General features: G+C 61.4%; 25 protein-coding genes. 16 read left to right on the top strand and 9 right to left on the bottom strand.

Annotated features, from left to right (window positions below; genetic code table 11):
* Nucleotides 1–12: 12 nt before the first annotated feature.
* The 3 genes from AC1RTQ_RS04195 to AC1RTQ_RS04185 form a co-directional block, all read right to left on the bottom strand.
* Nucleotides 13–426, bottom strand: a complete 414-nt coding sequence (locus tag AC1RTQ_RS04195) for a hypothetical protein (protein ID WP_492874465.1) — start codon at nt 424–426, stop codon at nt 13–15.
* Nucleotides 427–538: 112 nt separating this feature from the next.
* Nucleotides 539–1,075, bottom strand: coding sequence for a DUF2867 domain-containing protein (locus AC1RTQ_RS04190; RefSeq protein WP_302088743.1), 537 nt, complete (start codon nt 1,073–1,075; stop codon nt 539–541).
* A 178-nt stretch (nt 1,076–1,253) separates the two neighbouring features.
* A complete protein-coding gene (locus AC1RTQ_RS04185; protein ID WP_492874464.1) occupies nt 1,254–3,917 on the bottom strand; it encodes a hybrid sensor histidine kinase/response regulator in 2,664 nt (887 codons plus the stop codon).
* Between the two features lie 216 nt (nt 3,918–4,133).
* Between AC1RTQ_RS04185 and AC1RTQ_RS04180 the strand changes: the two genes are divergently transcribed.
* On the top strand, nt 4,134–5,450 hold the full coding sequence (locus AC1RTQ_RS04180; RefSeq protein WP_492874463.1) for a dicarboxylate/amino acid:cation symporter: 1,317 nt from the start codon (nt 4,134–4,136) through the stop codon (nt 5,448–5,450).
* Between the two features lie 117 nt (nt 5,451–5,567).
* Here AC1RTQ_RS04180 and AC1RTQ_RS04175 read toward each other — a convergent pair whose 3' ends face one another.
* Both AC1RTQ_RS04175 and AC1RTQ_RS04170 read right to left on the bottom strand, forming a co-directional pair.
* The gene (locus AC1RTQ_RS04175) at nt 5,568–6,386 is read right to left on the bottom strand and encodes an RIO1 family regulatory kinase/ATPase domain-containing protein (protein WP_492874462.1); all 819 of its coding nucleotides are present in this window, start codon (nt 6,384–6,386) and stop codon (nt 5,568–5,570) included.
* 70 nt (nt 6,387–6,456) lie between these two features.
* The gene (locus AC1RTQ_RS04170) at nt 6,457–8,205 is read right to left on the bottom strand and encodes an FMN-binding glutamate synthase family protein (RefSeq protein WP_492874461.1); all 1,749 of its coding nucleotides are present in this window, start codon (nt 8,203–8,205) and stop codon (nt 6,457–6,459) included.
* 180 nt (nt 8,206–8,385) lie between these two features.
* Here AC1RTQ_RS04170 and AC1RTQ_RS04165 point away from each other — a divergent pair, with 180 nt between their 5' ends.
* The 15 genes from AC1RTQ_RS04165 (at nt 8,386) to AC1RTQ_RS04095 (ending at nt 22,299) form a co-directional block, all read left to right on the top strand.
* The gene (locus tag AC1RTQ_RS04165; RefSeq protein ID WP_304351875.1) at nt 8,386–9,183 is read left to right on the top strand and encodes a YecA/YgfB family protein; all 798 of its coding nucleotides are present in this window, start codon (nt 8,386–8,388) and stop codon (nt 9,181–9,183) included.
* Between the two features lie 212 nt (nt 9,184–9,395).
* Nucleotides 9,396–9,710, top strand: coding sequence for a helix-turn-helix domain-containing protein (locus AC1RTQ_RS04160; RefSeq protein ID WP_034348855.1), 315 nt, complete (start codon nt 9,396–9,398; stop codon nt 9,708–9,710).
* A gap of 416 nt (nt 9,711–10,126) precedes the next feature.
* A complete protein-coding gene (locus AC1RTQ_RS04155) occupies nt 10,127–10,306 on the top strand; it encodes a Flp family type IVb pilin (RefSeq protein WP_114863526.1) in 180 nt (59 codons plus the stop codon).
* A 61-nt stretch (nt 10,307–10,367) separates the two neighbouring features.
* Nucleotides 10,368–10,547: a Flp family type IVb pilin gene (locus AC1RTQ_RS04150; RefSeq protein WP_492874460.1), complete on the top strand. Its 180-nt coding sequence runs from the start codon at nt 10,368–10,370 to the stop codon at nt 10,545–10,547.
* Between the two features lie 3 nt (nt 10,548–10,550).
* On the top strand, nt 10,551–11,021 hold the full coding sequence (locus AC1RTQ_RS04145; RefSeq protein WP_492874459.1) for an A24 family peptidase: 471 nt from the start codon (nt 10,551–10,553) through the stop codon (nt 11,019–11,021).
* Nucleotides 11,022–11,039: 18 nt separating this feature from the next.
* Nucleotides 11,040–11,576 (top strand): TadE/TadG family type IV pilus assembly protein, encoded by a 537-nt coding sequence (locus tag AC1RTQ_RS04140; protein ID WP_492874458.1) that lies wholly within the window; start codon nt 11,040–11,042, stop codon nt 11,574–11,576.
* Nucleotides 11,577–11,627: 51 nt separating this feature from the next.
* Nucleotides 11,628–12,620 (top strand): Flp pilus assembly protein CpaB, encoded by a 993-nt coding sequence (cpaB, locus tag AC1RTQ_RS04135; protein ID WP_492874457.1) that lies wholly within the window; start codon nt 11,628–11,630, stop codon nt 12,618–12,620.
* Between the two features lie 3 nt (nt 12,621–12,623).
* Nucleotides 12,624–13,988, top strand: coding sequence for a type II and III secretion system protein family protein (locus AC1RTQ_RS04130; RefSeq protein ID WP_492874456.1), 1,365 nt, complete (start codon nt 12,624–12,626; stop codon nt 13,986–13,988).
* Between the two features lie 28 nt (nt 13,989–14,016).
* Complete coding sequence (locus tag AC1RTQ_RS04125) at nt 14,017–15,354, top strand: CpaE/TadZ family protein (RefSeq protein WP_492874455.1); 1,338 nt, start codon at nt 14,017–14,019, stop codon at nt 15,352–15,354.
* The gene (locus AC1RTQ_RS04120) at nt 15,351–16,685 is read left to right on the top strand and encodes a TadA family conjugal transfer-associated ATPase (RefSeq protein ID WP_304351823.1); all 1,335 of its coding nucleotides are present in this window, start codon (nt 15,351–15,353) and stop codon (nt 16,683–16,685) included. The genes AC1RTQ_RS04125 and AC1RTQ_RS04120 overlap by 4 nt, the downstream gene beginning before the upstream one ends.
* Nucleotides 16,678–17,646, top strand: a complete 969-nt coding sequence (locus AC1RTQ_RS04115; protein WP_492874454.1) for a type II secretion system F family protein — start codon at nt 16,678–16,680, stop codon at nt 17,644–17,646. Before AC1RTQ_RS04120 ends, AC1RTQ_RS04115 begins: the two co-directional genes overlap by 8 nt.
* On the top strand, nt 17,646–18,599 hold the full coding sequence (locus AC1RTQ_RS04110) for a type II secretion system F family protein (RefSeq protein WP_492874453.1): 954 nt from the start codon (nt 17,646–17,648) through the stop codon (nt 18,597–18,599). The genes AC1RTQ_RS04115 and AC1RTQ_RS04110 overlap by 1 nt, the downstream gene beginning before the upstream one ends.
* A complete protein-coding gene (locus AC1RTQ_RS04105) occupies nt 18,596–20,272 on the top strand; it encodes a tetratricopeptide repeat protein (RefSeq protein WP_492874452.1) in 1,677 nt (558 codons plus the stop codon). Before AC1RTQ_RS04110 ends, AC1RTQ_RS04105 begins: the two co-directional genes overlap by 4 nt.
* 17 nt (nt 20,273–20,289) lie before the next feature.
* Nucleotides 20,290–20,715 carry a DUF3613 domain-containing protein gene (locus AC1RTQ_RS04100; protein ID WP_492874450.1) on the top strand — a complete coding sequence of 142 codons (426 nt, stop codon included), beginning with the start codon at nt 20,290–20,292 and terminating at the stop codon, nt 20,713–20,715.
* Nucleotides 20,716–20,736: 21 nt separating this feature from the next.
* Nucleotides 20,737–22,299: a pilus assembly protein TadG-related protein gene (locus AC1RTQ_RS04095; RefSeq protein WP_492874448.1), complete on the top strand. Its 1,563-nt coding sequence runs from the start codon at nt 20,737–20,739 to the stop codon at nt 22,297–22,299.
* Here AC1RTQ_RS04095 and AC1RTQ_RS04090 read toward each other — a convergent pair.
* The 4 genes from AC1RTQ_RS04090 to thiL all read right to left on the bottom strand — a co-directional run bounded on the left by AC1RTQ_RS04090 (nt 22,262) and on the right by thiL (nt 26,219).
* Nucleotides 22,262–22,789 (bottom strand): CinA family protein, encoded by a 528-nt coding sequence (locus AC1RTQ_RS04090; protein ID WP_492874446.1) that lies wholly within the window; start codon nt 22,787–22,789, stop codon nt 22,262–22,264. The two genes, AC1RTQ_RS04095 and AC1RTQ_RS04090, sit on opposite strands and share 38 nt — an antisense overlap.
* 23 nt (nt 22,790–22,812) lie before the next feature.
* Nucleotides 22,813–23,406 carry a phosphatidylglycerophosphatase A family protein gene (locus tag AC1RTQ_RS04085; RefSeq protein WP_492874444.1) on the bottom strand — a complete coding sequence of 198 codons (594 nt, stop codon included), beginning with the start codon at nt 23,404–23,406 and terminating at the stop codon, nt 22,813–22,815.
* 21 nt (nt 23,407–23,427) lie between these two features.
* The gene (locus AC1RTQ_RS04080; RefSeq protein ID WP_492874442.1) at nt 23,428–25,056 is read right to left on the bottom strand and encodes a DUF4139 domain-containing protein; all 1,629 of its coding nucleotides are present in this window, start codon (nt 25,054–25,056) and stop codon (nt 23,428–23,430) included.
* 185 nt (nt 25,057–25,241) lie between these two features.
* Nucleotides 25,242–26,219, bottom strand: coding sequence for a thiamine-phosphate kinase (gene thiL / locus AC1RTQ_RS04075; protein WP_492874440.1), 978 nt, complete (start codon nt 26,217–26,219; stop codon nt 25,242–25,244).
* Between the last annotated feature and the right edge of the window lie 32 nt (nt 26,220–26,251).

The raw sequence follows: 26,251 nt of genomic DNA, 5'->3' as shown, positions 1-26,251 counted from the left end.
GCCATCGGCATGTCAGCCCTGGTCGAAGCTTAGATAGTTCAGATGCTCCTGGCTACGCCAGACTGCACACCATGCGTTGATATCGCTGCCGTGGGAGAAAAAAATCTCCCAGCGATGATCGACTTCGTCCTGAAAACCCTGTCTCGCCGCATTGATGAAGCGATGGCAATGGGCCTGGAGCGGGCCTTCTACATCTTGCGCATCGATCAGCCAGAGGAAATCCTCTAGCCAGCCGGCGTCGCACAATACGTCATGCACGGACTTCAGGCGCAGTCTGCCGACCACATCGGGCCAATGAGCGAGATCGATGCGGCAGCGCACAGCCAGGCGGTCGTCAATGCCGCTGCCTCCGGCATAAAAGCCCAGCGCATAGTGCAAGTCTTCCTCTGCAGGCACAAAGCCAATCAGATTGGCAATGAGTGACATGGGCGGCTCCACGCACATGTCTTGGCTGCAGTGTCGATGAGCCAGGCTGTCGTAGTCGCGCATGTCTTTTGCAACCGTCTAAGCAAGAGCAGGCATGCAGAGGTGCGTTCCCTCATGCGGCATGGGTTCGTCCTCCCAGGGAGGACAGCACGGCGGGCGCGATCAGCCTGTGCATGGGTTTGACGGGCAGCATGTAGAGGCGGCCCAGTGCGTTCTTGACATGCACGACGGTGGTGATAGTGATGACGGCGTCCGGGGAACTGATGTCGCTCTTGCGGTGAATGCTGAGCACGACCTTCAGATGCTTGTCGTCGTCGCCGATCAGGGCTTCGTCAAAGGTGTTCTCGAACACCGTGAAGATGCCGACCCTGTCGCCAAGGCCGTAGCTGGCTGCTGGTTTTCCGGGCTGCAGGGCCGACAAGGTGCCCAGGTTCTTGAGCCCCGCCAGACCGCCGATCAGATTGCGCGCACGCATGCAGATTTCAATCCAGCGCGGTGTTTTGCGCGCGGCAAGAATGAAGTGGTCCAGTGCAGACAGGCCTGTGGCGTCCGAGACGATGCTCCAGGAGTCGTGAAAGCTGGAGCCGGCCAATTGCTGTGCGATGCGGCTGCCGGGCGGAACGGCGGATTCAACGGGATGATGGTGCATGCTGTCTCTGTCAGGGTTGAGCGGCCCGCGTGCCTGAAAGCCGCAAAGGCTGTTGCAGCATAGCGAAGAATCCGCCACTGGGCTTGCGCAGTCGTGGCGTGCAGATCGGCGCTGGTTCTGAATTCATGGCGAGAGTGCGATGCCCTGAAATCGCCGCAGCTGGAAATGACTTTGGTTTTCAGGCGCTGCCGCCTTCTCGTCCGCGCAGAAAAGTCTGGCTCATCAGTGCCCGCAGCGCCGGCGGTCTGACCGGCTTGGCGAGAAAACCCCAACCGCGTTCGGCCGCCTGACGGCGCAGTGTGCTGTCGCCTTCGCCGGTCAGCAGGATGACGGGAGGCTGTCGGCCCCAGCGCTCGCAGAGCTGGGCATAGACATCGGGGCCGTAGAGCTGGCCCAGATGCACATCGAGCAGCACCAGTTGCGGAGCATTGCCGGGCGCTGCATAGGCTAGGGCCTCGGGGGCATTGGCGGCCAGCGGCACATCGCAGCCCCAGCGCTCGAGCAAGGCACAGGTGGCGTCGCGGGTGGCGGGATCGTCCTCCACATACCAGACGGTGCGGCCTTGCAGCGGGCTGTCCACACGAGCGCTGGGAGAAGGCTCCTTGGAGACCGGTGTCAATGCTGCGGCCTGGCCCAGTGGAACCTTGACCCAGAAGACGCTGCCCTTGCCCAGGGTGGAGCGCAGGCCGATCTCATGGTCCAGCAATCTGCCCAGGCGCTCCACAATGGCCAGGCCCAGGCCGGTGCCGCGGTCGTCGGCATGGCCTTCGTCGAGGCGGCGGAACTCTTCGAAGATTTCCTTTTGCAGGCTCAGAGGAATGCCCGGTCCCTGGTCATGCACCTCGATGCGCACCTGGTCGCCCTGGCGGCGACAGCCCACAACGATACGGCCCTTGCGCGTGTAGCGAATGGCGTTGGAGACGAAGTTCTGCAGTATGCGACGCAGCAAGGCCTCGTCGCTGCGCACGATCAGCCGGCTGGGCATGCAGTGCAGGCTCAGGCCCTCGCTTTCGGCCTGCAGCGCAAAATTGTTGTGCACCACTTCCAGCAAAGAGCTGAGCGCGAAGTCACGCACGCGGACTTCGAGCTGGCCCGATTCCATGCGCGAGATATCGAGCAGGCTGGTGAGGATGGCGTCCTGAGAGGCCAGCGCCTTGTCCACCCGCTGGGCCAGTTGGCGGCCGGCCTCATCGTGCAGATAGGTGGGCAGCAGGCTGGTGAAAATGCGCGCCGCATTCAGCGGCTGCAGCAGGTCATGCACGGCCGAGGCGACAAAGCGGGTCTTGTAGCGGTTGGCACGCTCGGCCTCCTGTTTGGCCTGGGCCAGGTCTCGGGTGCGATCGGCAATGCGCTTTTCCAGCGTATCGGCCAGATTGCGCAGCTCGCGTGCCGTGTTCTTGTAGCTGGTGATGTCGGCATAGCTGGTGACAAAGCCGCCGTCGGGCAGGGGGTTGCCGCGAATCTCCAGCACCGTGCCGTCGCCCTTGGCGCTCTCGTGCAGATGGGGGCTGCCGCTGCGCAGATGCTGGAGCCGGCGCTGGATCGCAGGCTCCACATCGCCCTTGCCCAGCAGGCCGCGCTTGGCGTTGTGGCGTATCAGGGCCTCAATGGGCTGGCCCACATGCATCAGCTCGGACGGATAGCGGAACAGCTCCACATAGCGCGAGTTCCAGGCCACCAGGCGCAACTGCGGGTCCACCACCACCACGCCTTGCGGCAGGTGCTGCAGGCTGCGCGAAAGTCCGGTGTCGGCCTGCTTGGCGGCCTGGACAATGCCGTCCTGCGCGGTGCGCAGTTCCTGCGCATGCTGGTGCAAAACGGTCTCCAGCTCCTTGCGGCTGCGCTGGCGCAGGGCTGCCAGGCGCTGGCGCTGTCGGATATAGAGCACCAGCAGCGATGCGGCCAGCCACAGGCCGCCGGCGGCCACTGCCGCCCAGTGGCTGGCTGTCTGGCTATGGACGATGTCGTGCAGCAGGTGCAACTGCCATTGGCTTTCAGGGAGTTCCATGCGCAGCCAGAGCATGGGGTCGACCAGCGGAGGCTGACTGAAATGGGCCAGCATGCCGATGCCGGCAGGCTGCCGGCTGGTGCGATAGCCCAGCGCGATCAGGGCCTGGCCCGCGTATTGATGGGTGTCGCGCACTACCTGCTGGTCACTGCTGGACAGCGGCTCCAGCAGGCGGTAGCGCCATTCGTCGCGGTTGGAGAGAAAGACCACGCCATGCTCGTCCGTGGCGAAAACAATGTCGGGCGACTGGCTCCACTCGCCTTCCAGCTCCTGAAACAGGATCTTGATGGCGATGAGTCCAAGCACCGAGCCGTCTTCATCATGAATGGCCTGGGAGAGAAAGTAGCCGGGCAGTCCTGTGGTCAGGCCGATGCCATAGAAGCGGCCACTGCCCTGGCTCAGCGCCTGGGTCACATAGGGGCGAAAGCTGTAGTCCTCGCCCACATTGCTGTGCGAGTCGCGCCAGTTGCTGGCGGCCAGGGCCTTGCCGCTTTTGTCGATGAGAGTCAGCGTGGAGGCCTGGCTGGCGCCGTTGGCCTGCTCCAGCTTGTGGTTGAGCCTGTCCACCTCGGTGGCGCTGAGTGGATGGCTGAGCGCGCTCTTGAGTTCGGCATCGAGCGCCAGCACTTCGGGCAGGGTGCGGTAGCGATCCACGCGCTGCACCATGGCTTGGGCATAGAGCGTGAGCTGGCGCTGCACGCTCTCGCTTTCATCGTGCAAAGAGGTCTGCAGCGCGACGCGACTGGCGGCCCACATGCTCAGCAGCATGCCGCTGAGCACGATGACAAGGGTCAGAAACAGTCGGTTTCGGGCAAGGTTTCGCGCAAGACGCATGACGAGGTGGGGGTGATCAAGGGGCCCAGTGTGGCTCTGGAGCAGGTTCAGTGCGGATTGTGACGCCTAGGGATTTCCCTAAGTTGGTGCATGCTCTCCCTAGGAGCGCATCCCGACCTAATACCAATGGGTTATCGGCACAAAAAGGGCGCGGGAGTACAAACGGCAGCAATTCGGCGCACCACGGTGGTGCGCCTGCAATCTTGGAGATGCAGCGTGCACACTCTGCCCACCGAATCTGCTCCGCGCGAGCACTTGCCGTTCTACCGTCAGCTCTACTTCCAGGTGGTGTTCGCCATCATCGTGGGCGTGCTGCTGGGGCATTTCGAGCCCGCCTATGGCGAGGCCATGAAGCCCTTTGGCGATGCCTTCATCAAGCTCATCAAGATGATCATCGCGCCGGTGATCTTCCTGACCATCGTCACCGGCATCGCCAGCATGACGCACCTGAGCGCCGTGGGTCGTGTGTTCGGCAAGGCCATGGCGTATTTCCTGACCTTCTCCACGCTGGCGCTGGTTGTGGGCCTGATCGTGGCCAATGTGATGCAGCCCGGTGCCGGCATGCATATCAACCCCGCAGATCTGGACCAGACGGCAGTCAAGGGCTATGTGGCCAAGTCGCACGAGATGACGCTGACCGGCTTTGTGATGGACATCATCCCCAAGACGCTGATCAGTCCGTTCGTGGGCGACAACATCCTGCAGGTGCTGCTGGTGGCCGTGCTGTTCGGCGTGTCCCTGGCCATGGTCGGCGAGGCTGGCAAGCCCGTGCTGAACTTCTTTGAAGCCCTGACCAAGCCCGTGTTCAAGCTGGTCAACATCGTGATGAAGTTCGCTCCCATCGGCGCGTTTGGCGCCATGGCCTTCACGATCGGCAAGTTCGGTCTGGGCTCGCTGGTCAACCTGGCCGAGCTGGTGCTGACCTTCTACATCACCTCGGCCCTGTTCGTGCTGGTGATCCTGGGTGCGGTGGCGCGCTTTTGCGGCTTCTCCGTGTTCAAGCTGATCAAGTACCTCAAGGACGAGCTGCTGCTGGTGCTGGGCACATCGTCTTCCGAATCGGCTCTGCCTTCGCTGATGCACAAGATGGAAAAAGCCGGCTGCAGCAAGTCCGTCGTCGGTCTGGTCGTGCCTACCGGTTACTCCTTCAACCTGGACGGCACCAATATCTACATGACGCTGGCTGCGCTGTTCATTGCCCAGGCGACCGATACCCATCTGACCCTGGGCCACCAGATCGCTTTGCTGCTGGTTGCCATGCTGTCGTCCAAGGGCGCGGCGGGTGTGACGGGGGCTGGTTTCATCACCCTGGCAGCGACCCTGGCCGTGGTGCCCGAGGTGCCCGTGGCCGGCATGGCTCTGATTCTGGGTGTGGACCGCTTCATGTCCGAATGCCGTTCGCTGACCAACTTCATCGGTAACGCCGTCGCTACCGTGGTGGTTTCCAAATGGGAAAACGCGCTGGACCACGACAAGCTGGATGCGGCTCTGGCAGGCCAGGAAGAAAACGAGGCGGTGTCCGCTCACTCCTGAGCGCACCCACGCCTGAATCAAGAAGCCCCGACCTGATGGTCGGGGCTTTTTTCATGGCGTTCAGGCTTCCAGTCCAGTGGAGGACGACAGTACTGGCAGCTCTTGTTTTTAGGGCATTCAGGCGGAGAGCGGGGCAGGTGCCAGCAAGTCATGGGCTGCGAGCACGCGCAGGGTGTCGCGCCCCAGGCTCTTGCTGCGGGGCAGAAAGCGCACCCAGCTCAGTTTGTTGACGGTGCGCTCCAGTACCTGCCGGGCCTCGGCGGGAAGCTGCTGCACAAACTGCTGCCAGGCCTGTCGGGCCTGCTCCAGCGCACCTGCCTGCTGCAGGAACAGTGCCGTGGACTGGGCATAGTTGAGCGCATCGCGCGCCATGCAGACGGCTTGCGGCAAATGGGCAGCAGGGTCGTCTTCAAAGTCGATGAAGCCTATGACCCCGTCGGCGCAGACCACCATATTGCGCGCCACGGCCTGGCTCAGTACCTCGCCGCTGGCATGGGCCTGCTCGATGGCCTCCAGGCCTTTCTGCCAGAGCTGCAGCGTGGCATGCGCACCCTGGGCAATCGCGTCTTCGATGGCATTGCTCAGGGAAGGCGCCTCTTCGCCCGGGCGGCCCAGATGGCGCATCACAAAGGCCTGCTCGTGCGTGGCCAGCACTTGCGGCACGCGCAGGCCCTTGGCCATGAAGCTGCGCAGGCGGCGCACTTCGGTTTGCAGGGATTCGGGCCCGCCGGGGTTGGGCACGGGCTGCAGCACGGCGGCCCGGAACAGCTTGGCCAGCGTGCTCAGCAGCCAGTAGTTGAGGGCCGGATTGCCCTTGTTGGCGCGCTTGACCCACAGGGTTTCATGCGCGAGTTCATAGCGCATGATGCTATGAGGCTGGTCCAGATGCTCGCGCAGGAATGCCTGGTAATCGATGGCGGTCTGCGCAGATGGCATCTGCTCTGGGGCGGAAATATCCTGAGATGGCACGGCGTGGGGTCTGTCAGGCGCGCGAGGCTCTGGCTTCTCAGGTCCAGATGCCGTTGCGCTGGGGAAAAGCCTGCGATTGTGCCGCGTTGTCGGAACTGCCCGCAGCAGAGGGGCGCAACACGGGCTCGTGCAGCGGCTGAAAGCTCTGTGCCGTGGCCAGCGGCCAGTAGTTCTGGAAGACCTTGTGCTGGCGCTCCAGGCTCTTGAGCAGGCAGCCCGGCTCCACGCGCAGCATCAGGTTGGACAGCAGGCTGACCTGGGTGTCGTCCAGCCGGCGCACGATATGGTGGGCCGTGATCTCGTTGGGATGCCTGAGGCCGGCGGCCTGAACCAGCTCCTGCAGCGCATGCAAGGTGTTCTTGTGGAAGTTGGCCACGCGCGTGGCCTTGTCGGGCACGACCAGCGCCTGTTGGCGCACGGCGTCTTGCGTGGTGACGCCCGTGGGGCAGGTGCCGGTGTGGCAGCTCTGGGCCTGGATGCAGCCCAGCGCCATCATGAAGCCGCGCCCCGAATTGCACCAGTCGGCACCCAGGGCCATCATGCGGGCAATGTCGAAGGCCGTGATGACCTTGCCGGCCGCGCCGATCTTGATGCGCTGGCGCAGGTTCACTCCCAGCAGCGTGTTGTGCACCAGCAGCAGGCCCTCCTGCAGCGGCACGCCCACATGGTCGACAAACTCCACCGGCGCAGCGCCCGTGCCGCCTTCGGCACCATCGACGACGATGAAGTCGGGCGTGATATTGGTTTCCAGCATGGCCTTGACCATGGCAAACCATTCCCATGGATGACCGACACAGAACTTGAAGCCCGTGGGCTTGCCGCCTGAAAGACGGCGCAGCCTGGCGATGAACTGCATCAGCTCCACAGGGGTGGAGAATGCACTGTGGCTGGACGGCGAAATGCAGTCCACGCCAATGGGTATACCGCGTGCTGCTGCAATTTCGGGAGTGACCTTGGCGCCGGGAAGCATGCCGCCATGGCCGGGTTTGGCGCCCTGGCTGAGCTTGATCTCTATCATCTTGACCTGCGGATCAGTGGCATTGGCGATGAATTTCTCTTCGCTGAACGTGCCGTCCGCATTGCGGCAGCCGAAGTAGCCCGAAGCCACCTCCCAGATCAGATCGCCGCCATGCATGCGGTGGTACTGGCTGATCGAGCCTTCACCCGTGTCGTGGATGAAGCCGCCCATCTTCGCGCCCTGGTTCAGCGCCTGGATGGCGTTGCCCGACAACGCGCCAAAGCTCATGGCCGAGATGTTGAAGACGCTGGCGTGATAGGGGCGGGTGCAGGGATCCACTCCTTCAGCGGGTTGCTCCTGCGTGCCTCCAATCCACAGGCGGAAGTCGTGCGAGCTGAGCTTGGTGGGTTGCAGGGAGTGGTTGACCCACTCATAGCCCTGCTGACTCACGTCGAGCTGGGTGCCGAACGGCCGGTTGTCGACCTGGCCCTTGGCACGCTGATAGACCAGCGAGCGCTGGGCGCGCGAGAAAGGCTGGGCCTCGGTGTCGCCTTCGATGAAGTACTGGCGAATCTCGGGACGGATGAATTCGAAGATGAAGCGCAAATGTCCCATGACGGGATAGTTGCGCAGAATGGCATGCTGCTTTTGCAGCAGATCCCAGATGCCCAGCAGCACCAGCAGGGTCGACGCAATCAACCATCCAAGCCCCCTGCCTGCTGTCGTCAGCGTGTAGAGCGAGATGCCCAGTACGACCACCGAAATGATTAGCGCGCTATAGCGCAGAGGCAGACTGTTGAAGAAGCGATGCACTGCAGATACTCCCATGGCAGGGTGTGTTGATGGTGGCCCGCTAAAATCCAGCCTGTACGGGAGCATCCTGCCCCCAGCTCCATCTTCCGGCCCTGCACTTCGATAGTGATGAAACGGTCCGGGCCATCATAAAAGCCTTTCCCTATGCAAGAACAAGCACCTAACTCCGCAGCAGAAGACTCGGCCCTCGTCGACATGCCCGAGGGCGCACTGAGCAACGATCAGCTCGAAGAGCTCGATGCACTGCTCGATGAGCTGCGCACCCGCGGCGAAGAAATTCCCCAGTGGGAATTCTGTGACGGTTTCCTGACCGCTCTGGTCTGCACGCGCCGCCCCATCGCCGCAGCCGAATACATGCCCATGTTGCTGGGCGATGGCGAAGCCCTGCAAGTGGCCGAAGGCCAGCCCCTGCCCAAGCTGGAAGTCTTCAAGGACGAGGCTCAGCAGGCACGTTTCATGGAGCTGTTCGAGCTGCGCCTGGCCGAAGTGCGCGAGCAGCTCGATGCCGACATCAAGTCCCTGGCAGATGACGCCGCCTTCCAGCCCGAAGCTCTGGACACGCGTGGCGCCATCGCCATCCTGCCCGAAGCCGAGCAGGCCGAGTTGGCTGACGAAGAAGTGCCCTCGTTCTCGCAAGTGTGGGCGCTGGGCTTCATGTTCGTGGTGGAGAACTGGGCCGACGAATGGGCGGCACCCCGCGACAAGGACGCGGCCCAGTTGCTGGATGCGGCCATGGAGTTCATCGTCAACCTGACCGAAGACGACACCGACGAGCCGGCTCTGAATCTGTACGACGAAGCCGGCCCCGCCTCGACCAGCCAGGAACGTGTGGATGCCTTTGGCGAAGCCATCTGGGCCGTGTATGACCTGTACCGCCTGTGGAAGAGCATGGGCCCCCGCCAGGAAACCATCGTCAAGGGCGAGCAGCCCGGCCGCAATGACCCCTGCCCCTGCGGTAGCGGCAAGAAGTTCAAGAAGTGCCACGGGGCCTGACCAGAGCCACCGCCTGAGGCGCTTTGAGCGCTTTCCCGCCAAGGGGCGGGAGCACCGCCGCAGGGCGGTCTTTGCGTGCTGCCTCCGGGTCAGGGGGCGCTGCGTTGCCAAGCCCTGTGCCAAGGCGTCTCGGTCGTCGGGAGGCTCAAACTCAATAAAGGCCGCGTAGCATTTGCGCAGGCATTGCCGTGTCGTGTGAGTGGGTGGGATAGATGACGCATTTAGGTGAGCGCATACGCGCCCGGCGACAGGCGCTGGGTTTGAGCCAGGGACGCTTGGCGCAGATGGCAGATGTCACTGCATCCGCCATCTCGCAGATCGAGTCGGGAGCCATTCGCACTCTCAAAAATGACACGCTGGCAAGACTGGCCGTCGCCTTGCAGACCACGGCGCTGGAATTGATGGCCGGTCTGCATTCCGAGACCGCATCGCTACCCAGCGATGAGCAGCGCTTGCTCGACTGCTATAGAAAACTGCAGCCACCGCTGCAGGACATTGCTCTCAAACTGATTAAAGCCCTGCAGTGATTTCCGAGTCGCTGTATTGAGCGATCTCTTTTGTTTCAAAAAGGCCTGTTAACTACAGGCCTTTTTGCTTTTCATTCAAGAACAAGGGTTAACCCGATTACTGAATGTAGGATGAAATCCAATAGCCTGTAGGAAATGAATGAAGATTGCGTAGATTGAACCGGAAGCCATACGTGAGGGATTCGTCGGGAAAATTGCAGATGATCTCTTTCAGTTTGTGAAGTGATTGTTTTTATTGGATTTTTTGGTGCTGAGGGGCTTGCTGCCCGAGGATTGAAATTGTTGAGAGCTATGCCGCATATTTGTCGATAGCTATTTCAAATATTTCAAGATGTTTCTTGCTTCGTAAGATGGGTTCCGCGGTGGTCGAAAACAGCCACAGCGATCTACAAACCTGATTGTTGAAGGAGCTAGTCATGAAAGACCAAATCATCAAATTCTGGCGTGATGAAGAAGGTGCAACGGCGATTGAGTACGGCCTGATCGCAGGGCTGATTGCTGTGGGAATCATTGCCTCTGTCACAAATATTGGGACACAGTTAAAGGCATTGTTTGATGCGGTCGTCAATAAGCTTACCGCAATACCAAAAACCTGATTGGGTAGTGAATGAGTATCTTCGATGAGAATTTATATTTCACTTTCTCAAGGAGAAAATTATGAAGGATCAATTGATTAAATTCTGGATCGATGAAGAAGCTGCAACAGCGATTGAGTACGGATTGATTGCTGGATTGATTGCAGTCGGAATTATTGCTTCCGTTACCAACATCGGATCACAGTTGGTATTGATATTCGGTGCGATTGTGGATAAGTTGACGGCTATTCCAAAGACATGATCCATGGGAATATTGTTTTTGCTTTGGATGTGTTATGCGGCTGTCTACGATGCCTTGCACAGGCGTTGCGAGAACTGGGTGATCATCTTAGGAATATTGCTGGCATTGGCTTCGGTGTCAGTATTTAAAGATGCGCATCCAGTTTCCATCAGCCTTGGTGATTCCTTGTTAGGATTTTTCGCTGCATTTGTGGTTCTTTTGTTTTTTTATTCAAAAAATATGATGGGTGCCGGTGATGTGAAATTTGCTGCAGTTATCGGTTTATGGGTCGGTTTTGAGTTGCTCCTGCCTATCTGGGCACTCAGTTGCTTTTTTGCTGTATTACATGGAATTTTTGCTAAGTTCAAGATAGTATATTTTTTGTCTGGTTCATTTGTTTGGGGTGAAAGTACTTTTGTGAGAAATAATCGATTCATCCCTTACGTGACATATATGTCAGTTGCAACAGTGATTGTCTTGATGTTCAATAAATAAAGGGGAAATGGAGGGTATATGCAAACAAGAAACCAAAATGGTGCTGCCGCCATTGAGTTTGCAATCCTTTTTCCTATTTTCTTCCTGATTTTCTACGCAGTTGTTACCTATGGGCTGATTTTTGTTGCGCAGCAAACGTTGACGCTAGCTGCTGCGGAAGGCGCAAGAGCTGCAGTGCGCTATCCGGCTGCACCGTCAGGCAGCACCATGACCAAGGCCGCACAGTTGCAGGCCCGGCTCACTGCGGCATGCGCTACTGCCAATGTCGCGACCGATTGGCTGAAAAACATTGGAGCCGGCTTAGGGACTGCATCGTGCAGTACCGGAATTAGTACGGCTGCTGGTGTTTATGCAACCTCTGGCCAATGCGGCACGGGTTCGGCGAGTTTCACTCCCTCTGGTGATACCAGTTTGGTGAACTGCGTCACCATGCAGGTGAACTACAACTACGCTGTCGCGCCTCTGATCCCAAAGCTGCTCGGTCCTTTACTCAGTTTGCCCACGCCTAATCTTTTGCAAGGCAAGGCAGTGGCTCAGATTAGCTTGATTGACTGACTACAACGATAAAGCCCTGCCATGGATGGCAGAGCATGAAGAGAGGAAGTTATGGTGAATCTCGCAAAGATCGCAGTCGGTGTATTGCTGGCCATTGCGTTGGCCTTGGGTGTCTATGGCTGGATGCTCGCCAAGACTCCTCAAGCGAGTGACCCTCAAATTCAGGCCAGCAATAGCGACAGCAAGTCCAGCGCCAACGTGAGCGTCGTTGTGGCGGCACAAGCCATTCCTGCCGGGCAAGCGCTCAAAGCCGAGGATCTTCAACTCTCCGCTCTTCCTTCCACGCTTGATGGTGCTTATGACGATATGCCTGCTGCCGTGGGGGCAGTGCCCGCGGTGGACATCCCCAAGGGCGCTCCTGTGCTCAAAGGGCAGATGGTGACGGGCCTGGCCCTGAAGGTGGCAGAAGGGGAGCGCGCTGTTGCTGTCAAGGTCGATGAAAGCATTGGTGCAGGCAACCGTATACGACCAGGCGACTTTGTCGATGTGTTTTTTGTTCTGCGCCGTGATGGCAATGAAATCGAGCAGAGTCAGGCGCGTTTGCTGCTTTCGCGCAAGCGCGTGCTGGCCTATGGTGCGGCATCGGTGGATGCTCTGAGCTCGGCGGAGAAAACAGAGGGCAAGCAGCCGGCCAATGCTCCCGACAACGCCAGAACTGCGGTACTTGCGGTGCCGGTGGCCGAGGTCAATCAGTTGCTGCTGGGGGGCTCCAATGGCAGCTTGCTGCTGGCACTGCGCAATCCCACGGACATGACCGAGCCGGATAGCGAGAAGTTTGCTCCGCTGCCTGGCGTATTGACCGTCGCCATGACCAAGGGCTCTGCTGCCGCTGCGCTGGAAGGTGCCGACGCAGCGCAGGCTGGTGTGGCCATGAGCAGCCTGGCTGGTTCTGCAGGCACTTCTGTCGCGCGCATGAGTGCGGCCAAGCCGATGACAGCCGGTGTCGCCAAGCCTGCCGTGTCGCGCACACGTACAGCATCCGCAGATCCTTCCCTGCCCGTTGAATTCGTGCGTGGCGCCAATTCCCAAACCGTGCGGTACTGAGCTATGAATAACAAGACGTCTATGATCTCGCCCCGCACTCCGTCAATGAAGCCGCTGTATCTGCTCTGCGGCCTGTCATTGAGCGCCGTCACCGGCTTGGCCCTTGCGCAGCAGGCGCCCAATGCAGGCGAAAGCCAAGCGCGGCAAGCAGCAGCAGCCAGGGAAATCAAGCTGGTCATGGGCACTCAGCATGAGCTGAATCTGACTGGCGGTGTGGAACGCATTGCCATCGGTGACGACACGATCGCGGCGGTGCATATCAAGCGTGCGGGCAAGGGGGCTGCCGCCAAGATCTTGCTGAGCCCGCTAAAGCCTGGCAGTACATCGTTCATGGTCTGGCCGCGCGGTGAAGCGCAGGCCCAGACCTATGTGCTCAATGTGCAGCAGCGGGTGGAGCTGCGCACGGCCAAGGCCTCCAGTCTGATAGAGCAGCAGTTTGCCGGCGAGCTGGCGAACGCGCAGTTGGCTGACAAGGCCAAGACCGTCGACCTCTCCAGCGTCCAGCTCAAGAGCAATGTGGTGCAGGTCGATGTCAAGGTGGTCGAGTTCAACAAGACCCAGATGAAGAAGGTGGGTCTGAACCTGTTCAGCACTTCCCCCAACAGCTCGGGCTTCAGCTTTGGCATTTTTGGACGTGGCTCCTATGGCATCAGCGGGGGGAGTTCCACAACGGGCGCTGCAGCGAATCCTTTGACTCAGGCCTTCAACCTGCTGATGCAATTCGACAAGGCCGGCATCGGTGTCAATATCGGCATGCTCGAAGGCAATAATCTGGCGCGGGTGCTGGCGGCTCCGACCCTGGTGGCCTTGTCCGGCCAGAGCGCCAACTTTCTGTCGGGCGGCGAAGTGCCGGTGCCCGTGCCTGCAGGCACGGGTATGGTGGCCATTCAGTACAAGCCCTACGGCATCGGCTTGACGGTCTCTCCCACGGTGCTGTCCAACGATCGCATCGTGCTCAAGGTGGCGCCTGAAGCCAGCGAGCTGGACTATGCCAACACCATTGTTCTGAACAGTGCGACCGTCCCTTCGATCACCACGCGCCGTGCCGATACGACGGTGGAGCTGGGCGACGGCGAAAGCTTTGTGATTGGCGGTCTGGTCAGCCGCAACACCACATCAGGCACCGACAAGGTTCCTTTGCTGGGCGACATCCCGATTCTGGGTGTGCTGTTCAAGCGTCAGGAGTTTCAGCAAAAGGAAAGCGAGCTGGCGATTGTGGTGACGCCGCGCCTGGTCAAGCCGCTGGCTCGCGATGTGAATGTGGAGCCGCTGCTGCCCGGGCGCACCGAGCAGCGTGATCCTGCGGTGTGGGGTCCATGGATGGCCGGAGGTCTGTCGTCCAGCGTGGCGCCGGGCTTCTCGCGCTGAGTGCCAGAGTAGAGACATGAATATGCGCATGGACTCCTCCCAGCTCAATACGGCGCAGCCAGGGTCTGTGCACGTCAATGCACGCGTGGTGTTGGTAACGCAGTCGTCATCGCACGCTTTCTGGCTGGCGAGTGCCCTGGGTAGCGATGCGGAAGTGATACCGGTGGCTGGCGATCTGGCAGCGCTTCACGCAGCGATCTCCGTGCCCGGGCTTGGCGTGGTGGTGGTGGATTTCTCTGCTCCCATGACGGAGGCTGCCATCGCCCTGGTCGGCGAAATGCGTGCCGCATTCCCCAGTGTGGTGATCATGGGCGCTGGATCTGCTGCCGAGCCCGCTTCCATGCGTGCGGCCCTGCGCTGCGGTGTGGCCGAATTCATTGACTGGGATGCGTCCGAAGGCGAGGCCAATGCAGCCGTCAGGCACCAGATGCATGCACGCAGTCAACTGCCTGCGGCCGTGGCGCTGGAGCCGGAAACCAAAGGTTTCTCCCTGCCTTTGCTGGGTGCTCGTGTCGGGATGGGGGTCACTACGCTGGCAACGCATCTGGCCGTGATGTTCCAGGAAATGCAGGCCTATGACGTGCGAGGCAGCAAGAGCAGAAAGCAGGTCGCCAGACCGTTTGGCGCAAGTCAGTTGCCGCAGGATGAATCCGCACATGCGGCATTGCTGGATCTGGGCTTGCCTGCACGCGATGGCTTGCTGTATCTAGGCATCGCGGGTGACTTCAGCTTTGTGGATGCGGTTCAGAATACGCGCCGCCTGGACGCGACATTGATCGAATCGGCCTTTGCAAAGCACTCCACAGGCGCTGTGACTCTGGCCTGGCCTTCCGATCTGGGCATGCTGCGCGAAGTCAGCCCTGCGGCTGCAGCGGGCGTAGTCAACACGCTCAAGAGCTTGCTTGGGGTGCAGGTGATCGATCTGGGCGGCATGGCGCAGGCGGATTTTCTGGCACCTTTGCTGCGCGAGAGCGGACAGGGCTGGGTGGTTTGTGACCAGTCGCTGGGAGGCATCGTGTCTACGGCCCAGATGCTCAAGGAGCTTGATGCCAAGGGCGTGAATCGCAGCACGCTCAAGCTGGTGCTCAACCGCTTCAATGCACAAGCCGGCCTGCCCGCCAAAGAGGTTGCGCAGCGCCTTGGTCTGGAGCTGCTGCACGTGGTTCCGGACCGATCCACGGTGTTGCTGAATGCGGCCAGCTGCGGTCAGCTGTTGTCGCAGTCGCTGCGCGGTGATCCCTATGTGAGTTGTGTCAGAAGCATGGCCAGAGCATTACTGAGCGGAGCGGTTGCAGCCGACAAGGTCGCGGCGCCAGCGCCGGGCGTTCTGGGGCAATGGGCCAAGCGATTGAGGAGAGGCGAATGAGCATGGACATTGTTTTCGCCGAAAAGAGCAGCCATTTTTCGGACTCCAAGCAGCTGCTGCTGATCAAGAACGTCGCTCACGAGCATTTGCTGACGCGTGTGGAGGAGCTTGGCGCGGTGTTTGCCAAATGGTCAAGCAGTCGTGTGCGCCAGTTTGTGCACCAGGAGCTGGAGCAGTTTGTGCGTCAGCAGCGCTTTCCCGTCAACGACGAGGAGGTGCAATGGATTGCACAGGCCCTGAACAAGGAACTGTCAGGGCTGGGGCCGCTGGATGACCTGATGGCCGATCCGGAAGTGGAAGACATTCTGATCAACGGTTACCAGCGCGTCTTTGTCTCGCGCAAGGGAATTTTGCAGCAGGAGGCCTTGCACTTCACCGACAACGCCCATGTGCTGCGCATCGTGCGTCGCATCATCTCTCCGCTGGGGCGCCGCCTCGATGAGTCCACGCCCATGGTCGATGCGCGCTTGCCGGACGGTGGCCGTATCAATGTGGTGATTGAGCCGTTGTCGCTGGACGGGCCGGCGGTATCCATACGCAAGTTTCGCAATGATCCGCTGCGGGTCCAGGATCTGGTTGATTTCGGCACCATGGATGAAGGCATGGCCCGCTTGCTGGAGCTGGCGGTGCGCGAGCGCTGCAATATTCTCATCAGCGGCGGCACCAGTTGCGGCAAGACCTCGATGCTCAATGCGATTGCGGGCTTTATCCCCGCCAATGAGCGGGTGGTGACGATCGAGGATACGGCCGAGCTGACGCTGCCTCACCCTCATGTGGTGCGCATGGAAAGCCGTCCCGGTGGCTTTGAAGGCGCCGGAGTGGTTTCCATTCGGGATCTGCTGCGCAACAGTCTGCGCATGCGCCCGGATCGCATTGTGGTGGGCGAGGTGCGTGGCGCGGAAGTGCTGGAGATGCTGCAGGCCATGAACACCGGTCACGACGGCTCCATGGCCACCATCCATGCCAGCTCACCTCGCGAGTGCCTGCACCGCATGGAGATGCTCGCGGGCTTTGCGGGCTTTCAGGGCAGCGAGGTCAGCCTGCGCCGCCAGATTGCCAATGCACTCGATTTCATCGTGCAGATCAGCCGCCTGCCCAATGGCAAGCGGCGCATCACATCGATCACCGAAGTCACGGGCATCATCGACAGCGTGATTGCCACGCAGGAGCTCTATCGTCACGAGCTGCTGCCCCAGCCCGACGGCGAGGATCTGGAGCGTTGGACCACGCTGGGCATGGTGCCTCATACGCCCAAGCTGGCGCGCTATCGCGCGGTGCTGCAGCACGCGGGAGGTAACGGCGCAAACCATGCGGGACTGCGCCATGGCTAGCCATGCGTTTTTACTCCTGAGTCTGGCGCTGCTGATGGCTGCAGCCGCCATGGCGCTGTGGATGTTTGTCGGCCGGCAGCAAAAGACACGTCGGATGACCAGGCATCTGGAGCAGAGTCTGGAAAAAAGTGCTGCCGCTGCCGCCGGGTTTGTCGCCAAGGATGCAGCGGCATCGGCTTTTGATGGCTCCGTGGCGGATGCCTTGCTGGGCACTGAGAAAGGAACAGGCTGGCCGGTTCCCGCCGTTTTGTTGGGTACGGCCAGTGCCAGACTTTTCTATGGCAGTCTGGCCTTGATTGTCGCGGCGTTTCTGATCGTTGGCCTTGCTGCTGGCTGGCTGGCCGGTAGCGCAGCGCTGGTGGTGCTGGGAATTGGCTTCTTCTTTTTGCTTTACACGCGAGCACAAAAGTACCGCACCAGGCTCACGCAGCAGTTGCCCGGATTTCTCGACAACACGGTGCGCTTGGTGACCATTGGCAACTCCGTTCAGGCAGCGTTCCAGATGGCAGCAGCCAGCACCAAAGACCCGTTGCAGTCGGTCATGGAAAAAGCCGCCAGTCTGGCCCGCGCGGGCATGGATCTGGAGAATGCGGTGGCCCATGTAGCGCGGCAGACCAGGCTGGACGAGCTGCACCTGCTGGCAGCTATTCTGCGCATCAGCGTGCGTTATGGCGGCCGGGTCGATTTGCTGCTGGAGCGTGTGGCCCACTTCATGCGTGACCGCGAGCAGGCCGAGCAGGATCTCTCGGCCATGACGGCTGAAACGCGCATGTCCGCCTGGGTGTTGAGTCTGCTGCCGGTGGCTGTGTGTTGTCTGATCATTTCCTTCAATGCGAGCTATTTCCTGAATATGTGGAATGACGCCGGTGGCCGCAACATCATCTGGGCGGCGGCGGTTCTGCAGGTCTTTGGTGTTGTGTTGCTCTACCGCATGGCCAAGCTCAATGAGGGGGCCGACTGATGGAGACATCCCGTCTTTTGCTGATGTTGAGCGTTGCATTTTTGGCCTTGGCGGCGCTGGTCGGCGCGGCTTTGATTGCCTATGCGCATCAGCGTCGTGAACGTAGCAGTCGGGTCGTGCAGGATGCGCTGAGCCGCAGCGGTGCGGCTGTGGCGAAAGAGACGACGTTGCCTGCCAGGCCCGCAGATCTGCTGCGCTCGCTCAATGGCGACGGCGAGCTGCCAGCGCACTGGCTCAATACATCATTTGGCAAGGCGCTGGTTGCACAGGAAGACCGCATTTTGCTGAGCAAATGCGGCTGGGGATCGACTCGCGCGCAGCTGCAATACCTGATAGCACGCTGCGTTGTTTCGGTATTGCTTTCGCTGCTTGCTGCCTTTGTTTTTTCGGGCAGCAAGCAATTTTTGCTGTATCTGTTTGCCGCTTTCACCATCGGTTTCCTGCTTCCCAAATGGGTGTTGCGCAGCGTGGCGCGCAGTCGCAGGGCCAGCGTTGCCCGCGAGCTGCCATTGCTCGTCGATTTGCTGGGCTTGCTGCAAGGCACGGGCATGAGCCTGGACCAGACCCTGCAGGTGATCGGCTCTGACTTCGGCAATGTCATGCCCGTGCTTTCGCGAGAGATACAGCTGGCCAGCCAGCAGTACAGCCGGGGCAGCACGCGCGAGCGCTCCTTTGGGCGCATGAGCGAGGTCTATCAGAACGACAACCTGGCCAATCTGACATCGCTGATGATCCAGATCGACAGATACGGCGGAGCCGTGCAGGAGCCGCTGCGCGTGTTTGGCGAACGTCTGCGCGAGCAGCGCAAAGCCAAAATGAAAGAGATGATTGGAAAGATCTCGGTCAAGATGACTGGCGTGATGGTGGTGACGCTGCTTCCGGCCCTGATCATCATTACCGCTGGGCCGGGGTTCCTGGCCGTGATTCGGGCTTTGGGAGGGATGACAAAATGAAAAAAGAAAGCCGATATCTGATGCTGCCATTGGCGGCTGCAACCATGGCCCTGCTGTCGGGCTGCTCCAGCCTCGGCAATCTGCTGGGGCCGAACCAGCCCATGCTCTCGCCTGCGGCCAAGGCTGCGGCAGACAGGCCGCTGGAGAAGGAGGCGGTGGTCGACACGCAGGACACCTACCTTTCTCTGGTCAAGCAGATGCAGTCCAAGTCGCTCTGGTATGCCTCCATCGCTCACCTGGATGCATTGGACAAGCAATGGGGCGCTTCCAGCGACTCGCGGCTGTTGCGCGCCGATGCATTGCGTCAGGTGGGCCAGCTCGGTGCGGCCATCCCCATCTACCAGAGCCTGCTGGGCAGTGCCAAGGATGGTGCCGCGCGCTACGGCCTGGGCCGTGTGGCCGCCGAGCAGGGCGACTTTCGCAGTGCCGCTCAGCAGATGGAGCAGGCGCGCATGAGCAATCCCGTGGACTCGCGCCTGCTGACCGATCTGGGCTATGCCTATCTGCGTGCGCATGATCTGAACGCAGCGCGCATTCCATTGATGCAGGCGGCGCAGCTCAACCCCGAGGACGCACAGGCCAACGTCAACCTGAGCCTGTTCATGATGGTCAGCGGCCAGAGCGCGCAGGCTGAGGAATTCATGCGCCAGCGCAAGCTGGACGCACAGACCCAGCAACTGGTCAAGGAGCAGGCCGGGCAGTGGCTGAGGGCTGCCAGTCTGGCCGCCGCAAAGCCTGCTGAGGCTGCGACCGGAAAGGTCGTCAACCTCTCTCGTCCGGAAGTGAAGACCGCCCCCGAGGCCGTGGCCAGCTCCGGGAAATCCGCCGAAGCGCCAGAGCCTGCTGCAGTGCAGGAGGTGCCCGCCGCAAAAAAGCCCGCACCGGAGCCTGAAGCCGCACAGGCTCCGGTAGTGGTAGTCAAGGCACCGGGGTCTGTGTCGTCTCGCTCCCATGTGCCCCAGACCCTGTTGCCGCTGCCCCAGGCTCAACCCATGGTGGCGCAGAGTGTGGAGCGGGCGTCCGGCGGTGGTCAGTGGATGGTCTCTGGAGGCAGCTTCGATGCAGGGCGACCGCGTCACCCCGGCCAGGGCGCGAGCCCATTGATGCCGGCGGCTGCGCAAACCTATGCCTACGCGCCGCCTGTGCCTGTGCAGGCAATGGATGCTCCTGTCAATGTAGCAGTTACCGCTTCATTGGAAAGAATTTCAGAGATAAAACAATCTGAAATCAATGTAGATAAAGCGCAACAAGCTCCTGTATCAGTAGCAAGAGCGGCACCGCCGCTGGAGGCGGTCGTGGCCACGGCTTCTCAGTCCGCGAAGCAGGAGATGCCCAAGCCTGCACAGCCTCTGCTTACCGAGGCGATGCCCGCCAAAGTGCAGCAGACGCGGCCAGCAACGGCTTTGCAAGCCGAGCCTGCACCGCAGCCCGTGATCTCGCGCCAGCCCGTGCGCCCGACAAGATCGGTGCCAGACGCTGCCGTGGTGATGGCTGCGGCAAACCCTGTCGCAGTGCGTCAGAGCGGTGAATCCGGTGGCAAGCAGGCCGTGCAAGCCATGCTGCCCCAGCGCGCGGCGGCGGGCGGGTTGTTTTTCGAGACGCCCGATGAAGATGCCGGCAGCAAGCCGGCTGCTTCTGCCAAGAAGGGTGCGCCCGAGCGTGCCTGGCCCTGAACCTTCAAGGAGTCCTCATGAATACGCAGACAGCATTCACCCAGCGGGCCCGAACATTCACCTTGGCGTTGATGGCACTGGGCATGGCCTCGGTCGCCTTGGCGCAGGCCGGCAGCAATACCGGCTCCGGCACGGGCGTGAGCAATATGAGTGCACCCCGAAGTGCGGCAGCGATGCCTGCAGCCACTGCGCCGGCCGCGGTGACACAGACACCGGCCCCCGGCAATGCGTCCCTGACACCGCCGGCAACCAATCGTGTGGGCGAGGCCACCAGCTATCTGCTGGCGCTGCAGGCCAGCGGTCAGTACGCATCGCGCAATGCCTATCCCGTGACAAGCGATGTGGCCCAGCGCACCTATCAGCGCTATCTGGAGAGTTTTACCCACAAGATCCCGGAGAGCTCTGAAACACAGGTGGGCAGTTCAACGGGCGGTAGTCGCTAAGCGCTCACAGCGGCTCTGTGCATGCAGTCTTTTGCCAAAGGCCTGTGCCGTGATCGCATTCGTCGCCAATCGGGTTCCGTGGCGATGCTGGGTGCGATTTGGCTGATGATTGCCGTGATCTGCCTGGCAACCATCGATATCGGCAATGTGTTCTGGCAGAAGCGCGAGTTGCAGAAGATTGCGGATTTGGCAGCTCTGGCAGGTGCCAGTGGTGCTCTGGATCAGAGCTCTTGTCGCGCCAATGCAGAGAGAAATCTGACGCTCAACGGTAGCGTGGTCTCCGAGCTTGTGACTGCACAGGCCGGGCGTTGGGACAAAAGCACCAGCCCCTTCTTTGGCAGCGCCAGCAAAGCCAGCGAAATCAATGCATGCAGGGTGTCTTTTCAGAGGACAGTGCCGTTCCTGTTTGTCTTTGCCGCCGGAGCCGAAAGAGGGCGCCAGATATCGGCCCAGGCCACAGCAATGCAGTCGGCCAGGATTGCCAGACTATCCGTGCGTTCGACCCTGTTGACACTGGATACGGAAAAGTCAGCCCTTCTGGATGCGGTCGTCGGCGGGATGCTCGGAGGCAAGATCAATCTGGGCGTTGCCGGATGGCAGGGCATCGCCAATGCGAACATCAGCTTGTTGAGTTTTTTCGATGCCCTGGCCGTCAGGGCCGGTCTGAATGTCGGTGATTACGATCAGGTCGTAAAGACCAAGGTCACGCTGGACAAGGTCATGTTGGCAATGCTGGATGCCTTGCCGCAGCAAGGCAGTCTGGCGGCTGTCAGTGCGCTCAATGCATTGGCGCTGGGGGTCGGCAATATTCAGATCGCGCTGCAGGATATTCTCAAGCTGGGCACGGGTCTCGGATCGGCGGCTCTGAGAACGGACGTGAATGTTCTGGACTTGGTGACCACGGTTGCGCAACTGGCCAACAGCCAGAATGCGGCCAAGGTGGGCGTCAATCTCAATCTGGGTCTGGTCGAGGTTGGATTGAACCTGAAGGTGATTGAGCCGCCGCAAAGTGCGATCGGTGATCCGGTCAGAGACAGGATTGAAGCCAAGACATCCCAGATCGATCTGGTGACCGGGCTGAAGCTGAATCTGGCACTGGTCGCCGCCAGTCTGTCTCTGGATGTCAAGCTGGCGCAAGGCAGCGCCTTGCTGACCGACCATACGTGCTCGCCTCAGAAAAGCATGAGCGTGAATGGCGTCACGGGAGTGGGAACGGTGGCCTTGAAAGGCGCGGTCGACATTCTTCCGCTGCCATTGATCCCCAAGTTGTCGATCCCCGTAGAAGTCAAGATACCGCTGCTCTCGAAAACCCAGAGGCTTGACTATCAGAATCCTCCGAACCTGAGCGAGCCGGCCAAATGGGCAACCATCTACCAGAGCAATCTGGTGGAGAGCTTGATCCAGTCATTGACGGATCAGCTGGGCTTGCTTGGCGCTTTGCTGGCCGTGGTTCTTGCGCCGTTGACCTTGGTGCTCGATGCCGTGCTGAACCTGGTGTTGAATCTGCTGGGCTTGAATCTGGCCCAGACAGATATCGGCGCACAGCTCAATTGCATTGGGCGCAATGTGGTGCTGGTGGAGTGATGGCGGACAGCAGGTGCTCAACACTGCGGCGGGTGGTGGCCAGGCGGATGCTGCTGCGGCTGCGGCTGCCGCTCAGCTGCAGCAACTGGCTATGGATGGCGTTCTGGACTGCCCAGCCCACCCAGACCGTGCCCACAGGCTTTTCGGCAGAGCCTCCGCTCGGCCCCGCAACCCCCGTTACGGCAATGCTGACCTGGGCGCGCGAGTGACGGAGAGCGCCCTCGGCCATGGCGCGCACGACTTCCTCGCTGACGGCTCCGTGCCTGGCGATCAGCTCGGCAGGCACACCCAGCATCTCGGTCTTGGCCTCGTTGGAGTAGGTCACGAAACCACGCTCGAACCATTGGCTGGAGCCTGCGAGATCGGTGCAGGCTGCGGCAATCATGCCGCCGGTACAGCTTTCGGCGGTGGCCAGCATCCAGCCTTTGTCGCTCAGTCTGGCGGCCAGTTGCCGAACCAGTTCTTCGATGCCGCTTGCTTGTGTGCTCATCGTCTCCTCCATGGCGTGTGCAGTCAGAAGAAATGTCGCCAAAGGGCGACCACCAGCAGGGTGCAGAAAGCGGCCACCAGGTCATCCCACATGATTCCCCAGCCGCCGCGCGGGCCGAAGCCTTTGAACAGGCGGTCGGCCCATTTGACGGGCTGGGGCTTGACGGCATCGAAAAAGCGGAACAGCGCAAAGCAGGCCAGCTGCCCCCAGAAGCCCATGGGCATGCACAGCCACAGAACAATCCACATGGCGACCACTTCGTCCCAGACGATATGGCCGGGGTCGGCCACGCGCATATGCCTTGCGGTGACGGTGCAGGCCCACCAGCCGAGGGGAATGCTGGCGGCAATCAGCCAGCCGATCTGTGCCGGGCTCAGCCACAGTGCCAGCACCAGATAGGCCAGCCAGGCCCACAGGCTGCCCACCGTGCCGGGGGCGACGCGGGGCAGGCCGGAGCCAAAGCCCAGAGCAATCAAATGGGCCGGATGCTGCAGCATGAACCCCACGCTGGGGTGGGCGATTGCTGCCGCACTCATGCCGTTACGTGCTTTGTTATTGATAGCTGTCTGCGCAATATCTGTATGCGCTGCGGCGCTATTTGATAGATCATCCGTCATGGCGTGATGATACGCGCTGCCTTATTGCAGGCCGGAGATGGGCTGGTTTTCGGGAAAGCGGATCTGGTGCGTGGCCTGGAACTGGGCGGTGCTGCGGGCGGCCAGATTCTGCTCCCAGGCAACCATGCCGTTTTGCGCATTCCAGTGGGTGGTGGCAGGCTGCGGGCTGTACTGCGACTGCACCTTGATCTGCTCATTGCGCGAAACAGGAGCCGAGTCCAGCACCTGCAGCGCGATGGGCTGGTTGTGGCGGTTTTCCACGGCGTAGTTGCGTGCGATGCTGCGCTCGGTTTTGCTGCTGGCCCAGCCGCCGCTGCCGGTATGGCTTTGCGCAGGCAGGCGGCGCACCACGACGTTGTCATCGCGACCAAAAGACAGTCCTTGCGCCAGTGCCTGGGCGTTGCCAAAGTCCAGTCTGCCATTGCCAACCAGCGCCTCGTCCCGGAACAGCGCTACCGGGCCCGCCGGCCAGATGCCTGGCGGAGCCTGCAACGTGGCAATCAGATAGGCCGCCTCTTCCATGGCCGGCGCGGTGCGGGTCAGCAAGCTGGTGGCCAGATTTTCCTGACCTAGCGACAGCGTGATGCGCTCGGCGCTGGAGGGCACGCTGATCTTGTACGGCACGATGAATTGCGTGCTGTAGGCCGTGTTGATGCTGGAGACATCGAGTGCTGGCAAATCCGGTGCCGCTGCCTCTTCGAGCATCGCCCTGGCTCCGCTGCGCGCCATCATGGCGACGGGGGCCGGTGCCGGTGCCGGTGCCGGTGCGGCAGGGGGCAGTGGCTGAGCGATATCCACCGTCCAGGGGCGCGGCATGACACCTTGGGTGTTGCGGCCGGGCTGTCCGGTGGACAGACGCAGGCGCACATTGCTCCAGTCCTCGCCACTGGCCTGCACGACCAGGGCCTGACGCTCCAGCTGCACCTGCTGCCTGGCGGTGTTCAGCTGAGCGCGGTAGCTGGGCTGCCAGCTGGGGCCGCGCACCTGGTAGCTCAGGCGCACATTGGCCGCGCGCGGGCTGGCCAGCTGCACGCTGACTTTCATGACCTGAGACTGCTCGGAGCCCGTGCGGTCGCGCTCCTGGCGCAGGGGCTGAAGCTGTGCCAGCAGATCCTGCTTCTGGCGCTGAATCTGGTGAGCACGCAGGCTGTTGTCGCGGCTGGTCTGGCGCAGGGCCTGGCTGGTGCCGGCGATCTGAGCGGGGCTGGTTCTGGCTTCGTCGCCGGGCTTGCTCATGCCCTGCAGAAAATCGCCCACCAGCCGGGCTGCCCCTTCTTCGGCCTCGATGTTCGCGAGCTGATCTTCGAGGGCGCGAATCTGCTGATCCAGCGGGCTGGTGCATTCCTTGGCCGCCACCTGCCTGGACTGCATCAGGGTCTTGATCTCACCCACGCGCACGCCTTCGTCACCACTGATCTGCAGGCTCTGCGTATCCACGCTGGCGGGCAGGCATTCAAAGCTGAGCAGGCGGGTCTGGGCGTCGATGCGTGCCTCGCGCTGTACGGCGGCGATGCCGGGATAGAGCGTGACTTCGGTGATGGGCGCGCGATTGCCCGAGACACTGAGGCTGCCGGCGTCGGCCAGGGCGAGCCCGGGCAAAGCAGTTGCGACACAGACCATGGACACAGGCAGAAGACGGCTTGAACGCATTGGCGGCTCTTGTGGGCAGTGGACAGGGACATGACTTGTGCAAAACGGGCTCAGGCAAGACGACTGCCTCAGCAGGCCGGCCCTTGTTATTCCTGTTTGCGTAAGTCCTAAGGGTTTGAGCTTAACCCAGGCGGTTTCCTATCCCTTTGCGGGCGCATCGTGTGTCCGGCCCGCGTTCCTTGCGTTCATCCGCCGAAGTGGTCGAAGGACTTCCAGCGGTGTTGCAGCAGCGCACCGTCCGCACCGATCACGCGCAGGCCCGGCTCGGCATCGATACGGCCTATGCGATGCACCGGCGTGCCGCTGGCAGCGCCTGCTGCCAGCACGTCGGCATGCCGCGCTGTGGGGGCGGTAAAACACAGTTCGTAGTCGTCGCCGCCGGCCAGCGTGCATTGCTGCTGCAGCGTTGAATCGAACTGCCAAGCACCGCTTTGCGGATAGGCAGCTGCAGCCATCAACGGCGTGGTGCAGCGGCTGTCTACCGTGGCTCCGACGCTGGACAGCTCCAGGATATGGCCGAGGTCGCCGAGCAGGCCGTCGCTGACATCCAGCGCGCTGCTGGCCAGGCCGCGCAGCGCCAGGCCCAGGGCCACGCGCGGCGTGGGTGCTTCCAGCCTCTGGCGCGCCTGCAGCAGCAGCTCGGCAGGCAATTGCACGCGGCCCAGCATGGCCTCCAGTGCCAGGCGTGCATCGCCCAGTGTGCCGCTGACCCAGATCTCATCGCCGGCCCTGGCGCCGCTGCGCAGCAAGGCCTGGCCGGCAGGGACTTCGCCGAACACGGTGATGCAGATATTGAGCGGGCCGCCCGTGGTGTCGCCGCCGATCAGCTCGCATTCATGGGCATCGGCCAGGGTCAGAAGGCCGGCCGCAAATTCGCTGATCCAGTCTTCGTCGGCACCGGGCAGGGACAGGGCCAGCGTGAACGCCAGAGGCCTGGCACCGCTGGCTGCCAGATCGCTGAGGTTGACGGCCAGAGCCTTGTGGCCCAGCAGGCGCGGGTTCACATCGGCAAAGAAGTGGCGGCCCTCGACCAGCATGTCGCTGGAGATGGCCAGTTGCATGCCGGGGGCCGGGGCCAGCAGCGCGCAGTCGTCGCCCACGCCAAGGGCGGCGCGACGCACGGGGCGCTGGAAATAGCGGCGGATCAGATCGAATTCACCCATAAGGTCTCTGGCCGCCCGCGATGCTGCGGCCT

The sequence above is a fragment of the Comamonas sp. GW821-FHT11H03 genome (genome assembly GCF_058807955.1).
Note: the sequence above shows the minus strand (reverse complement) of the source record. Positions and strands in the feature narration are given on the sequence as shown.